Here is a 13,590-nt window from a genome sequence, read left to right as displayed (position 1 = left end):
CATGCCGCAATTTCAATATACCGGCAGGGACAGGACCGGAAAAAAGAAAACCGGCGCCATTATCGGAATTTCAAAACGGGAAGCAGTGCTCAAGCTCCGTGAGAAAGGCATCGCGGTCATGGAGCTGCAAGAAGCAAAACAGACTCTCCTCAACAAAGAGATTTCCATCGGGCCGAGGGTAAAGTCCCAGCAGTTTGTAATTTTTCTTCGGCAGTTTTCCACCTTGCTGAAGGCCGGTGTCTCGGTGGTTGACTCAACTTCAATCCTTGCCGGCCAGACCGAAAGCAAGGCATTGAAAAAGGTGCTGATTGATGTGGAAGAAGAGCTGAGACAGGGGAATCCACTCTCGGCAGCGATGGGGAAACACCTTGCCATCTTTCCTTCCATCGTCATCAATATGATTGCCGCTGGAGAGCTTGGGGGTAGTCTGGAGGAAACGTTATCCAGACTTGCTGATTTTTTTGAGAAGCAGCACTACACGAGGCAGAAGATCATTTCAGCGATGACGTATCCGGCCATAGTAGGAGTCGTCGCAGTTGGGGTAGTTATATTCTTGCTGGCTAAGGTTGTGCCGACGTTTGCTTCCATGCTTGAAGAGGCTGGAGGAGAGCTTCCAGGTATTACGAAGTTCGTTCTCTCAGCCAGTCATATTGTTCAGGGATACTGGTGGATTATCTTGGTCCTTGTTTTTCTATTTTCTCTATCAATCTATCTCATCAGAAAAAAACCATCTAGTAAATATTACCTAGATTATGCTATGTTAAAATTACCATTATTCGGTAAAATGTTACAAAAATCCTCATTGGCACGGATGGCTCGAACACTGAGTTCGCTGTTCTCCAGTTCAGTTCCTGTGCTGCAGGCTTTATCGATAGTGGAAAAGGTGGTAGAAAATGAGGTGGTTGCCCGAGTACTTAGACAATCAAGAGGTGCGCTTGAGAGAGGGCAGCGTTTAGCTGAACCAATGAAAGAACACTGGATCTTTCCACCGCTTGTTACACAGATGATCGCAATCGGTGAGGAAACAGGATCGCTCGATGCCATGCTTGGAAAAGTAGCTGATTTCTATGAAAAAGAAGTTGAAACCGCGACCGACCGGCTCAAATCCTTAATTGAACCGCTCATGATCGTCTTTCTTGCCTCAGTGGTCGGAACAATTGTTATATCCATCATTGTGCCTATGTTTAAAATCTATGATTCTGTCGGAAAGTAGTCGGAAAGTTATAAAAATTCCCTGAAGCTAACCGATATATAAGAAAAAAAAGGAGGAATACGGATGCGTAAGTTAATGCAAAAGTATTTGAAGAATGAAGAAGGTTTAACACTTATTGAGCTTTTGGTTGTCGTAGTTATTTTGGGGATCATTGCAGGGATTGCTGTTTTGAGTATTGGTGGGATTCTAGATAACTCTAAGAAGGATGCTCATGTTGGTAACGCAAAGCAAATGATAAACGCGGCAAAAATGGCAGTTACAGCAGATCCTGATAATTATACTGGTACCAAATATTTATCCTTGAATTTTTTACAGAAACAAGGATATTTGGATGATATTGCTGATCCTGATAAAACATCAGGTGGATACACTACTTCAGCTGATACTGCACCAACGGCAGAAGCACCTGCTGGATCCTATGTGGTAGTGACTAAAACTACAACTAATAACTACACATACTCTGTTAAATTAATAAATGGAACTAGAGGAGTTAAAAATACGGATGGCAGCCCTGTCACAGAAAATTTTGTGAAACGAGACAAAGTTAACTAATAATTTAAGAACCTCTCTCAAATGCGAGGGAGGTTCATACTTTTATATTTAGTAGGAGAAGTAGATGCAAACAATATTTCTATTATTAAGTACTTATGGATTAGTATTCGGATCCTTCTTTAACGTAGTCGGCTTGCGCATCCCAAACAACGAGTCGATCGTACACCCAGGCTCCCGCTGCACAACCTGCGACCGTAACCTTACCTGGTACGAACTGATTCCTGTATTCTCTTGGGTTTTCCAAAAGGGGAAATGCAGGGGCTGTCAAACGAAAATATCAGCTCTCTACCCTGTAATAGAAATATCCACCGCAATTCTTTTTACGATTTCGCCATTGTTGGTGGGATGGTCAAAGGAACTGCTTGTTTCCTGGTGTCTGATCTCGCTCCTTGTTATTATCACGGTTTCAGATATCAAATATATGACCATTCCAGATAAGGTGCTATTATTCTTTACTCCCGTTTTTATTGTTTTGCGCGTTTTTATACCGCTTGATCCCTGGTGGGATCCTGTTGCTGGCTTTGCTCTCGGTTTCGGGCTGCTGTTCCTCATTGCTGTTGTATCAAAAGGAGGAATGGGCGGAGGAGACATCAAGCTGATGGGAGTTGTTGGCATCGTCCTTGGCTGGAAGGCAACGTTGCTAGCTTTTATGCTGGCCACGCTGTTTGGAGCAGTGCTCGGGGTTGCGGGTTTGGCGTTAAAGCTTGTGAAAAGAGGGCAGCCGATTCCATTTGGCCCCTATATTGTACTTGGTACTCTCGTATCCTACTTTTTTTATCATGAGATCATCAAATGGTACTTTCAATTAATGAACTGAGTTGAACATAGACAGAGGTGTAGAAGAAATGGCATGGGGATTGGCTTCATTTAACCGCAGGAAAGCAAACTTATTCATACAGGATCATGTCATTCGTTTCGTGGATTTTAAGCAGCCGGAAACGCTTGATATTCGTCAATTTGGGGAAAAGTATCTGCCTGAAGGGCTTATTAAGGATGGTAAAATTCAGGATCATGAAACACTTTCTCTTATTTTGGAAGAGTGTGTTAGTGACTGGGGGATTAAAGGGAGAGAAGTGCAATTTAATGTGCCTGATGCAAAACTCGTGATGCGCAAACAAAACCTGCCCTCTGAATTGAAAGAGGAGGAGATCAAGGGGTACCTTTATTTGGAATTGGGTTCCACCATCCATGTGCCGTTTGATAATCCTGTATTTGACTATGTGATCCTTAACCGATCGGAGTCTTCTCTCGAAATATTGCTGTTTGCGGCGGCAGAAGAAATTGTGTCGGATTACACTTCGATGCTTGAACAGGCGAAATTGAAGCCCGTTGTTGCGGATGCTTCCTTCTTGGCGCTGTACCGTTATATTTTTCATCGCAATTTGGCGGATCAAGAGGAACACATCCTTTGCCTTCAGTTTGATATCCAGTCGATACAGCTTAGTATCTTTCATCAGCATAAACCATACTTCTTCAATCATTTGAAAATGGATGTGGATCTGTCAAACGTTACATTTAACCATGCACATAACAGCCAAGCGGCCTTTTGGGACGGAGAACCTGGATATTTGCATGGTGAAATTGATGATATGATGCTGGAAATTGACCGGATTGCCGGACACTATCGAAACAATTTAAGTTTGGGACAAGAAAGTGTGACGAAAATTCTGTTGACCGGTGAACACCCAGAACTGATTTATGTGAAAGAGAAGCTTTCTGCCAGGTTTTCCGTTCCAATTGTAATTATTTCTTCTGAATCCAACCAGAGAATTTCAGCAGATCTTCCATCCCGGTTTGATGTCGTGCTTGGCCTTGGTTTGAAAGAGGTGCAGCATGTTAGTTGATATCAATCTGCTGCCGCGAAAAGAGCGGTCATCTTTTTCATCCAAGCTGCTGCCCATGGGTGTTCTGGTCATACTGCTTGTAGGGAGCATCTGGCTTGGGGTGGATTATTATCTTGCAAAGCAAGAGGTTAACCAGACGCGGAATGACCTTAAACAAGAAAAGCAAATGGCTGATATTCAAAAGCAGAATGCGATAAGCACAAAGCCTGCCGTAGCGAGTGCGCCGCTTCAGGAAAAGATCGACTATATTAAAGGTATGGAAATACCAGCAGCCGAACTGCTTCAGCATCTTGTCTCTTTCCTGCCGGAGCGCGGCTATTTTATAACGTACAAATATGATGGCGGCAAAGATATTTCCATAGCTGTTCAGTTTGATACATTGCCTGATTCTGCACAGTACCTGCATGAGCTGTCATCATCTCCGAATTTTACGGATGCGGAGCTTGAAAAAGTGGAATCGAAAAAATTGGAAACAGATGAGCTTAAAGGTGAAAAAAATGTACTCCCAAGATACTTGGCGACCTATAAGCTGACGTTAAATGAAGCGGCATTTAAGGACTTAAAGGATGGCGGAAAACAATGACCGAATCACTAAATAAATACATTCTTCCATTTTCAGCTGTTATCGTCCTGTTGGCTGGCGTCTTGTTTTATGTTGGGGTTATTACTCCTTTGCATGAAGAAGCCAACCAGAATGAAACGGAGACCAAGCTGCTGAAGAAGCAGAACGAGATGCCAGCCGTCCATGAAGCTTCAGCTCCATCCATGATTGAAAATACGTATGCTCTTCAGCAGGAGGTGCCGGTCAAGCCTCTCGTTGACCAATTCATGCTTCAGCTGGAAAAAGCAGAGGTTCTTTCTGACAGTATTATTGAAGGAATGGAATTTAAAGGAGAGGATGGAACGGCGGCTCCTGTTCAGGGACAGCAAACCTCCCAGCCGGCTAGTGCTGGGTCTTCTTCCCAGAACTCATCTAACACTTCAGATACGAATTCAACAACAGCTTCACAAACTGGTAAAATGGAAGATCCAAAGACGTCTTCCGATAAAGAAACAACAGTTGTTCCTCTTGCTGGAGCGCCTCTTCCTGAAGGCGTAAAAAAAACCAGTGTGGAGCTTACCGTTACTTCACAGGACTATAATGGGCTAGCCCGGTTTGTAAAAGAGGTTGAAAAACTGAAGCGGATCTCGATTATTGAGGGAGTCGCTTTTACTGGTCCGGAGGAAGAACTTCCATCGACAGAAGAGACGCCTATAATGGCAGAGGATCAGCCTGAGGGACTATCTTTTAAAATTTTAATCAGCGCCTACTATTTGCCGGAGCTGACACAATATATGAAAGATCTGCCGAAAGTGAAGTATGATCAGCCGGTAGAAAAAAAGGATCCGCTCACAAATGCTGAGCTTGCAAAAGAAAAGAAAAAATAAGGACAAAGCGCTCTTTGGAGTGCTTTGTCCTTTTCCTTTCTATTCTAGTAATTTACATTCTTTTAGTTCTATGAAATGGGTGATCTGCATACCATGTTTACTAGATGATAGAACAAAGGAGCGGATGTTATGAAGGACCAAAAGCCGATCACGGTATTGATCAACGGCAAAGCCACTGCCTATAAAGAAGTGCAGAAAGAGCAGGAGACTTCGACGAAGGAAATCGCGGCGGCTGTCTATCCGGAAGAAGCAGCAGGGTGGGAGATTATTGATTCGGAAGGCGCCGGCAAAGTGCTTGATTTCAAAAAAGTAATTTCCACCGTTCCTCGCCCGTCGACGTTACGGAAAAAGTGGTCCAAACGCAGAATGATACTCATGGATCATAAAAGGAACACCAGTCTGTTCTCAAAAAAATTCATGACGGCAGTCCTTGCTGCGATTGTAACAGGCTGCACGTTTGGAGCCATTATCCTTATGCTTTTTACCGGTGAAACGGCATCGACCCAGAGCCAGGCAGTGGCTGCCCAACCTGGCAATGCAAGCTCCAAAGCACAGGCTCCGGCAACAATTTCAAATATCTCCATGGACTTTCATGCCGCTCAGAATGGACTCTTTTCCACAGAGAAAAAAGCGAGGGGAATAAGCGAGAGCATTAAAGATCAAGGATATGCAGCGGCTGTTTACAAACAAGGGGCAAACTATTCTGTCCTCATCGGGCTCGGCAATAAAAAAGAAGAGGCCCAAACACTGGCGGATGTTTATAGGCTTAAAGGAGTGGAAGTGTGGCCGAAACAGCTCGATGCTTCCTATACGAACTTGAAAATCCCGCACAAGATGGATGAACCATTTATCGTGAACGGCAAGATACTCCTGCAGAATGTGATTACCCTTTCCCAGGTGCCGTCGCTCAGCAAGAAAGCGAAAGATTCGATCATGAAAGATTATGAAGGATGGAAAGCATACGGCGATAAGCAGCATGAACAATGGCCAGCCAAACAGGAAAAGGCTGTTAAAAACTATGAGAAGGATATTTCCCGGGCGTTAACCAAGCTGACGGCAAACCGGTCCGACGAAGCTGACTGGCCGCTGCAGCAATCTGTGCTCGACTGCTTTGTGTCCTATACAAAGCTCCTTGAAACCTTAAAATAGCCTATAATGAAGCAAAGCGGGGTGGACCTGCCTTGCTTCATTTGTGTTTTCCATATAAAAGAAATCCGACAAATTTTAAAATAAAATGTTAAATCAAGACATAAACAGACAAGGTTTGGCGAAAAATTAATAGAACAATCATGATAAACGGATTACTTATTGTCTAACTTTGGAGATTTTGATATGCTTAATTCAATCTCTCTTGAAGTTAGACGGTTTTAGTGAACCGCTAATTAAAAGGGTGATTATATGAAACGCCTCATACTAGCCTCTTCTTCACCTCGAAGAAAAGAACTTCTTTCAATGAACCTTCTCTCGTACGAAGTTATTCCAAGTACTATTCAAGAGGTCATGGATCCCTCATTGTCACCTGAAGAGCTTGTTTGTTCGCTTGCCAGGCAAAAAGCGGAAGATGTATTTGGGCTGCACTCAGAACATGTGGTGCTTGGTGCAGATACGATTGTTGTGAACAATGGTACCGTATTGGGAAAACCGGCGGGGAGGGAAGAAGCCTTTGCTGCTCTCCGTTCGCTCTCAGGCCGGACCCATACTGTGTATACAGGTGTCTGCATTCTGTCCGAAGGTGTAGAACGTTTGTTTTCAGTTTCTACAGACGTAACGTTTTGGGAACTTTCAGAAGCAGAGATCGAATATTATGTGAACAGCGGAGAACCGTTTGATAAAGCCGGCAGTTATGGGATCCAGGGATTGGGCGCAAGGCTCGTCCAGTCGATCGCCGGAGATTTTTACAGCGTGGTGGGATTGCCAGTATCCAGAGTAGTAAGGGAGCTTGAAAGCTTTGGAATCAGCGCAGTCAGTCAGGAAGATGACATTTAAGGAGGAATACGTAAGTGGGCGAAACACCGCTTATGATTCGAGATTATCCTGTACAAGAGCGGCCGCGTGAGCGAATGCTCAACAGCGGGCCGGAAACCCTGGCGAACCATGAACTCCTGGCTATATTATTGAGAACCGGATCAAAGAACGAATCTGTCATTCAGCTTGCGAACCGAATCATTCAGCATTTTGAAGGGCTTCGTTTTTTGAAAGACGCAACGATTGGTGAATTGAAAGAAATTCACGGAATTGGGGATGCGAAAGCCGTTGAGCTTCTCGCGGCCATTGAATTGGGAAGGCGCATCAGCCGATTGCCGTTTGACGAACGGTTTGCGATCCGCTCACCTGACGATGGGGCTCAATACATGATGGATGAACTGCGCTTCCTTCAGCAGGAGCATTTTGTCTGTCTCTATTTAAATACAAAAAATCAAATCATCCACAAGAAAACGATTTTCATTGGAAGCCTGAATTCATCGATCGTCCATCCTAGGGAAGTTTTCAAGGAAGGATTCAGAAGGTCTGCGGCTTCCATTATTTGTTTCCACAATCACCCAAGCGGTGACCCCGCTCCGAGCAGGGAAGACATCGACGTTACAAAAAGATTAGCAGAATGCGGAAAAATGCTCGGAATTGAGCTTTTGGACCACATTATTATCGGCGATTTAAAATATGTAAGTTTAAAAGAAAAAGGTTATGTTTAACATTGTCATTTGCGCTTTTGTTAGCGTATAATCATATTTATGAGTTTTGCTTGATGAAAGGAGTTACATAAATGTTTGGTGGATTTTCAAGAGATTTAGGGATTGATTTAGGGACTGCTAACACTCTTGTTTACGTGAAGGGTAAGGGTGTTGTTGTGCGTGAACCTTCCGTAGTGGCATTGCGAACTGATACAGGGTCAATTGAAGCAGTAGGGAACGATGCAAAAAATATGATTGGCCGTACACCAGGAAACATCGTAGCGGTACGTCCAATGAAAGACGGAGTCATTGCGGATTTTGAAACAACAGCAACAATGATGAAGTATTTTATTCAGCAGGCACAGAAGAACCGTTCTGTATTTGCTAGAAAACCAAATGTTATGGTCTGTGTTCCTTCTGGAATTACAGCGGTTGAAAAACGTGCTGTAGAAGATGCAACAAAACAAGCTGGAGCCCGTGAAGCGTATACGATCGAAGAGCCTTTCGCAGCAGCGATCGGTGCAGATCTTCCGGTATGGGAGCCTACAGGAAGCATGGTCGTTGACATCGGCGGCGGTACTACAGAAGTGGCGATCATTTCCCTTGGAGGAATTGTAACGAGCCAATCGATCCGTATTGCTGGAGATGAGATGGACGATGCGATTATTCAATATATTAAGAAAACCTACAACTTGATGATTGGTGAGCGTACAGCTGAAACGCTTAAACTTGAGATCGGTTCTGCCGGTTCTGCAGACGGAATTGAGAACATGGACATCCGCGGGCGTGATTTATTGACAGGCCTTCCGAAAACCATTACGATTACGGCGGAAGAAGTTTCCAGCGCTCTTAGAGATACGGTAAACAGCATCATGGAGGCAGTAAAAGTGACGCTTGAAAAAACACCTCCTGAACTTGCGGCGGACATCATGGACCGCGGAATTGTACTTACTGGAGGAGGAGCTTTGCTTCGTAATCTGGATAAGGTGATCAGCGAAGAAACCAAGATGCCTGTCATCGTTGCAGAGAACGCATTGGACTGTGTCGCTGTAGGAACAGGACGCGCACTTGAAAACTTGCATCTTTTCCGTTCAAAGGCCGGGATTACTTCTCGTTCGAAAACAAAGGCTTAAGTAGGTGTTTAGATCGTGCCACAATTTTTCTCAAACAAGCGGCTAATTATTCTTCTTGCGAGTATCATAGTCTTGGTGGCAATGATCGGTTTTTCTATGAAAGATCGTGAAGAATTAAGCTGGCCGGAACAATTTTTAAAAGATACGGTTGGTATAAGCCAGTCGCTGTTTTATAAACCCGCTAACTCTATAGCGGGTTTCTTTGAGAACCTGACAGAAATGAAGCATATGTATCATGAGAACAAACTGCTGAAATCCAAGCTGGATGAATATGCACAGCTGTCTGTGGATGTGCAGGAACTGAAAAAGGAAAACAAATCTTTAAAGAGCCAGCTCGAAAAAGAGGCTGATCTTACGGAGTATAAGATTAGGGAGGCTTCTGTCATCGGACGCTCTCCTGATCGATGGAACAAATTCATCTTTGTGAATAAAGGATACAGAGACGGTGTCAAATCCAAGATGGCTGTAGTTTCACCTGAAGGATTCATCGGCAAAGTGGCGAAGGTATCTGCTTTCCATTCCACGATACAGCTGATCAGCGACAACGACAGGACGAACCGTATTTCCGCTATCGCTGAAAGCAATAAGCGTATTTTCGGAATGATTGAAGGCTATGATTCTAAGAAACAAGCATTGCTGTTTAAAAAGATACCGGTAAATGCCAAGCTTAAAAAAGGCCAGAAGGTGATTACATCGGGTCTTGGCGAGGTCTTTCCGCGCGGGCTGCTGATCGGAACAGTCAAGGAAGTAAAGCCGGATGAATACGGGCTGACAAAGACCGCATATTTAAAGCCGTCTGCTAATCTTTATGATCTTGATCATGTGATGATTCTTGACCGGTCGATGCCTCAAGTCGATGAAAACGAATTTAAAGCAAAGGAGGAAGAATAATGAATAGGATTCTTCTTCCTTTTATTACCTATATTGCGTTTGTGGCTGAGAGTACGGTCATGCAGGTACTGGCACCCGAACATTATGGATGGGGCTTCCTGTTGATTCCGCATTTTTCTCTTGTCCTGATTATTCTGATGTCATGCTATCTTAAACCTTCGTTTGGCATCGTGTACGGGATGATCTTTGGGCTTCTTACTGATCTTATCTATACAGATCTGATCGGTGTGTACATGTTTTCTACCGCATTGGTGGCTTACTTTATTTCTGTTTTATCCCGCTATCTTTTCAGCAACTTTTTTGTTGCAATACTTTTAAGTGCAGCCGGGGTGGCAGGACTTGAATTTATGGTTTATGGATTAAACTCTTTAATTGGTATTGCCGATACAAGTATAGACTCCTTCTTTTATGACAGGCTGCTTCCCACGCTGATCTTGAACGCTGTGTTTACGATTCTCGTTTATTATCCGTTTGTTAAGCTGCTGAAAAAGGTGAAGAAAACCATCCATGAAAACTAATGGACATAAAAAGAGGATTATTTAAAAAGTTGTCGAATGAAAGTATGTTGAGGTGAACGATGGCAATGGCACAAAAACTCCAACATAATGTTACAATAAAAGGCACGAAAGACGGTCTTGTCCTGCTGTTGGACGACCTATGCTCATTTGAGCAGCTGGTCGAGGAGCTACATGATAAATTATCCGACGACCATGGACAGTTGCTGAATGGACCGCTTATTTCAGTCATTGTCAAAACCGGCAACCGGTATTTATCAGAGCAGCAGTCGGAGCTGGTGCGTGGAATTATCGGACAAAAGCAGAACCTGGACATCAAGCGGTTTGAATCCAATGTCATTACGGTGGCTGAAGCGGAGGAAATGAAGAAAGAAGCTCAGATCATGAGAGTTTCAAAAGTCATCCGTTCCGGCCAGGTGTTAAGTGTTCAGGGGGATCTTTTGCTGATCGGAGATGTAAATCCAGGCGGCACGATTATGGCAACCGGCAATATTTTTGTGATGGGTTCGTTAAAAGGCATCGCCCACGGAGGATCATCCGGTAACCGTGAAGCGGTTATTGCCGCTTCTGTCATGAAACCCACTCAGCTAAGAATTGCGGATCTGATCAGCCGGGCGCCTGACCATTATCCGGAAATTGGGCATGAAATGGAATGCGCCTATATTTCTGATGAAGAAAATCAAATTTTGATTGACCGAATCAGTACAGTACATAGAATCAGGCCCAATTTGAATCGTTTATAGTAAGAAAGGGGAATGAATCATGGGAGAGGCAATAGTCATTACTTCTGGGAAAGGGGGAGTCGGTAAAACTACGACTTCTGCGAATATCGGTACGTCCCTTGCCCTTTCTGGTAAAAAAGTATGTCTAGTTGATACTGACATCGGCCTTCGCAATCTGGATGTGTTAATGGGTCTGGAAAATCGAATCATTTATGATCTGGTTGACGTCGTCGAAGAGCGCTGCAAGCTTCACCAGGCGCTGATTAAAGATAAACGGTTTGAATGTTTATTCCTTCTTCCTGCCGCGCAGACCAAGGATAAAAGCTCCGTTCAACCGGAACAGATAAAGAAAATCATTACAGAATTAAAACAGGATTATGATTACGTCATCATCGACTGTCCTGCTGGTATCGAACAAGGATTCAAGAATGCAGTTGCAGGTGCGGACAAGTCCATAGTGGTGACGAATCCTGAAATTTCTTCGGTTCGTGATGCTGACCGTATTATCGGGCTGCTTGAGCAAGAAGAAGTGGAAGCTCCTAAACTGATCGTTAACCGAGTACGAAACCACCTGGCTAAAAGCGGTGACATGCTGGATGTGGATGAGATTGTATCCATCCTTGCCATTGAGCTGATCGGCGTGGTCGTTGATGATGAGAATGTCATCAAAGCGGCAAATAAAGGTGAACCGATCGCGATGAACCCCGATAGCAAAGCGTCCATCGCCTATCGGAATATCGCAAGACGAATTCTTGGAGAATCTGTCCCTCTGACTACGATTGATGAGGAAAAAGGATTCTTCTCAAAAATTAAAACGTTGCTGGGAATGAGATAATTCATTCCCGAATTTCCTTCATTGAAAGGGAGGCAGTCCATCTGCCCTTCCCCGGACTTGGAGGATTTTTTATTCTTCAGGCAAAGACCCTTTCTTCCTCTGTCATAAGGCCCGCGGACAAGTCATAAGATGTGGTATAACATGATGCGGAGGAATGGATGATGAGAAACAGTGCGGATGATATAAGACGGCGGTATGCAGACAGGCTTGCTCAAGGAGAGAATGAAACGTTCAGAACCAGCTTGTATACAGGGAGTACAGCTTCAATGGAGGAAAAGAAGAAAGGCCCCCGATTTAACGGGTCGTTCTTTTTATTTCAGATCATGATGTCCGTGTGCCTTTTTCTTGGGGCGGGAATTTTATTTAAAAATGACAGTGAGCTTTCGGCAAAAGGGCAGAGTTTGATTAAGAAAATGTACCACAGTGAGTTTCAGTTTGCGGCCGCGAAAAAATGGTACGAGAATCAATTTGGGAAACCTCTGGCGTTATTGCCTGAAAAACAAATAGAACCAGCCAAGAATGCAACATCTGCAAATAAAAACGAAGATTATGCCCAGCCTGCATCTGGAAGAGTGTATGAATCCTTTGAAACGAACGGAAAAGGCATTATGATGGAGACGGGAAAAACCTCGAACGTGGATACCGTAAAAGAAGGATACGTCATTTTTATCGGCAAAAAGAAAGATCTTGGAAATACCGTCGTCATCCAGCACAACAATGGGGAAGAATCTTGGTATGGCGAATTGGACAGCATTGATCCCGATGTAAAGCTCTACAGTTATATGGAAAGCAAAAAACCCCTTGGTAAAGTGACACCGAATAAGGACGGAAAAACAGGTAAATTTTACTTTGCCCTGAAAAAAGGCGACACATTTGTTGATCCGAGCAAGGTGATCCCTTTTGAATAATCCTGTTTTTCAATTTTTCAGCAAAGTAAAGATTAACCCTCTTTTTTGGCTAATTATTGGGCTCTCCATCATCACCGGGCATTTTCGTGAGATCATATTGCTGTTTCTGGCAGTTTTTATACATGAGATGGGTCATTATGCGGGGGCCCATCTTTTTCAATGGCGTGTAAAGAAAATCGAACTTTTTCCGTTTGGCGGAGTAGCGGAAGTAGAGGAACATGGAAACCGGCCGTTCCGTGAAGAAGTGATCGTTACACTGCTGGGACCTGTGCAGCATCTCTGGCTTATGCTGGCCGCTTTTTTCTTATTTCAGCTTGGCTGGTGGAATCCTCAGGACTTTGAGTGGTTTATTAAAATGAACGTAACGCTTCTGGTTTTTAATCTGCTGCCGGTATGGCCACTTGATGGAGGGAAACTGATGTTTGCCGCTGCAGCCAGCATTTTTCCATTTAAAAAAGCACATACTGTATTTTTATTAACCTCTTTCTCCATCATGCTGATCCTGTTCTTTTCATTTTTACCCCGGGACCCCCTGCATTTAAATCTATGGCTCGTGACGATCTTCCTTGGTGTCTCTCATTATATCGAGTGGAAAAGGCGGCAGTTTGTCTTCCTTCGTTTCTTGATGTCGAGGATTGCGGATGACAGGAGATCGGGCTGGCTGACAAAGCCCATACATGTTCCCTCGGATGCAGCGCTCTATGACGTCATCAGTCTCTTTCGAAAAGGGGTTCGTCATTTTATCGTCATCCAGGCTTCGGAAACAAACAGGATCGTGGAAGAGAAGCAGGTGCTTAACATGTTTTTTTCATCCAATCAGGTCAGATGTGCAATCGGACATCTTTTTCGTTAAAATAAAAGGATGAGTGACGTAAGCGAG

The 13,590-nt window shown here is 43.9% G+C and carries 16 protein-coding genes; all 16 read left to right on the top strand.

Going from position 1 to position 13,590, the window contains the following annotated elements; genetic code table 11:
- Position 1 precedes the first annotated feature (1 nt).
- The 16 genes from LCY76_RS15140 (at position 2) to LCY76_RS15065 (ending at position 13,563) form a co-directional block, all read left to right on the top strand.
- Entirely contained in the window at positions 2-1,213 is a 1,212-nt protein-coding gene (locus tag LCY76_RS15140; RefSeq protein WP_248253304.1) for a type II secretion system F family protein, read from the top strand.
- A 63-nt stretch (positions 1,214-1,276) separates the two neighbouring features.
- On the top strand, positions 1,277-1,765 hold the full coding sequence (locus LCY76_RS15135) for a type II secretion system protein (protein ID WP_248253303.1): 489 nt from the start codon (positions 1,277-1,279) through the stop codon (positions 1,763-1,765).
- Positions 1,766-1,829: 64 nt separating this feature from the next.
- Positions 1,830-2,582 carry a prepilin peptidase gene (locus LCY76_RS15130; protein ID WP_248253302.1) on the top strand — a complete coding sequence of 251 codons (753 nt, stop codon included), beginning with the start codon at positions 1,830-1,832 and terminating at the stop codon, positions 2,580-2,582.
- Between the two features lie 28 nt (positions 2,583-2,610).
- The gene (gene pilM, locus LCY76_RS15125; protein ID WP_248253301.1) at positions 2,611-3,609 is read left to right on the top strand and encodes a type IV pilus biogenesis protein PilM; all 999 of its coding nucleotides are present in this window, start codon (positions 2,611-2,613) and stop codon (positions 3,607-3,609) included.
- On the top strand, positions 3,599-4,192 hold the full coding sequence (locus LCY76_RS15120) for a PilN domain-containing protein (RefSeq protein ID WP_248253300.1): 594 nt from the start codon (positions 3,599-3,601) through the stop codon (positions 4,190-4,192). Before pilM ends, LCY76_RS15120 begins: the two co-directional genes overlap by 11 nt.
- Positions 4,189-5,037, top strand: coding sequence for a hypothetical protein (locus LCY76_RS15115; RefSeq protein WP_248253299.1), 849 nt, complete (start codon positions 4,189-4,191; stop codon positions 5,035-5,037). Before LCY76_RS15120 ends, LCY76_RS15115 begins: the two co-directional genes overlap by 4 nt.
- Positions 5,038-5,166: 129 nt before the next feature.
- Positions 5,167-6,186, top strand: a complete 1,020-nt coding sequence (locus tag LCY76_RS15110) for a hypothetical protein (protein WP_248253298.1) — start codon at positions 5,167-5,169, stop codon at positions 6,184-6,186.
- 249 nt (positions 6,187-6,435) lie between these two features.
- A complete protein-coding gene (locus LCY76_RS15105) occupies positions 6,436-7,023 on the top strand; it encodes a Maf family protein (RefSeq protein ID WP_248253297.1) in 588 nt (195 codons plus the stop codon).
- 32 nt (positions 7,024-7,055) lie between these two features.
- The gene (gene radC / locus LCY76_RS15100; protein WP_248254691.1) at positions 7,056-7,727 is read left to right on the top strand and encodes a RadC family protein; all 672 of its coding nucleotides are present in this window, start codon (positions 7,056-7,058) and stop codon (positions 7,725-7,727) included.
- Between the two features lie 71 nt (positions 7,728-7,798).
- Entirely contained in the window at positions 7,799-8,839 is a 1,041-nt protein-coding gene (locus tag LCY76_RS15095) for a rod shape-determining protein (RefSeq protein WP_248253296.1), read from the top strand.
- Between the two features lie 15 nt (positions 8,840-8,854).
- Positions 8,855-9,730 (top strand): rod shape-determining protein MreC, encoded by an 876-nt coding sequence (gene mreC, locus LCY76_RS15090; protein ID WP_248253295.1) that lies wholly within the window; start codon positions 8,855-8,857, stop codon positions 9,728-9,730.
- On the top strand, positions 9,730-10,248 hold the full coding sequence (mreD, locus tag LCY76_RS15085; protein WP_091004189.1) for a rod shape-determining protein MreD: 519 nt from the start codon (positions 9,730-9,732) through the stop codon (positions 10,246-10,248). The genes mreC and mreD overlap by 1 nt, the downstream gene beginning before the upstream one ends.
- Before the next feature lie 65 nt (positions 10,249-10,313).
- A complete protein-coding gene (minC, locus tag LCY76_RS15080) occupies positions 10,314-10,988 on the top strand; it encodes a septum site-determining protein MinC (RefSeq protein WP_248253294.1) in 675 nt (224 codons plus the stop codon).
- A gap of 19 nt (positions 10,989-11,007) precedes the next feature.
- Positions 11,008-11,802 (top strand): septum site-determining protein MinD, encoded by a 795-nt coding sequence (gene minD, locus LCY76_RS15075; protein WP_053357697.1) that lies wholly within the window; start codon positions 11,008-11,010, stop codon positions 11,800-11,802.
- Between the two features lie 161 nt (positions 11,803-11,963).
- Positions 11,964-12,710, top strand: a complete 747-nt coding sequence (locus LCY76_RS15070) for a M23 family metallopeptidase (RefSeq protein ID WP_248253293.1) — start codon at positions 11,964-11,966, stop codon at positions 12,708-12,710.
- Positions 12,703-13,563 (top strand): M50 family metallopeptidase, encoded by an 861-nt coding sequence (locus LCY76_RS15065; RefSeq protein WP_248253292.1) that lies wholly within the window; start codon positions 12,703-12,705, stop codon positions 13,561-13,563. The genes LCY76_RS15070 and LCY76_RS15065 overlap by 8 nt, the downstream gene beginning before the upstream one ends.
- Positions 13,564-13,590 lie beyond the last annotated feature (27 nt).

The sequence above is a fragment of the Fictibacillus marinisediminis genome (assembly GCF_023149135.1).
GTDB lineage: Bacteria > Bacillota > Bacilli > Bacillales > Fictibacillaceae > Fictibacillus_C > Fictibacillus_C marinisediminis.
The sequence above is the reverse complement of the archived record's forward strand: the minus strand, read 5'-3'. Positions and strand labels throughout refer to the sequence as shown.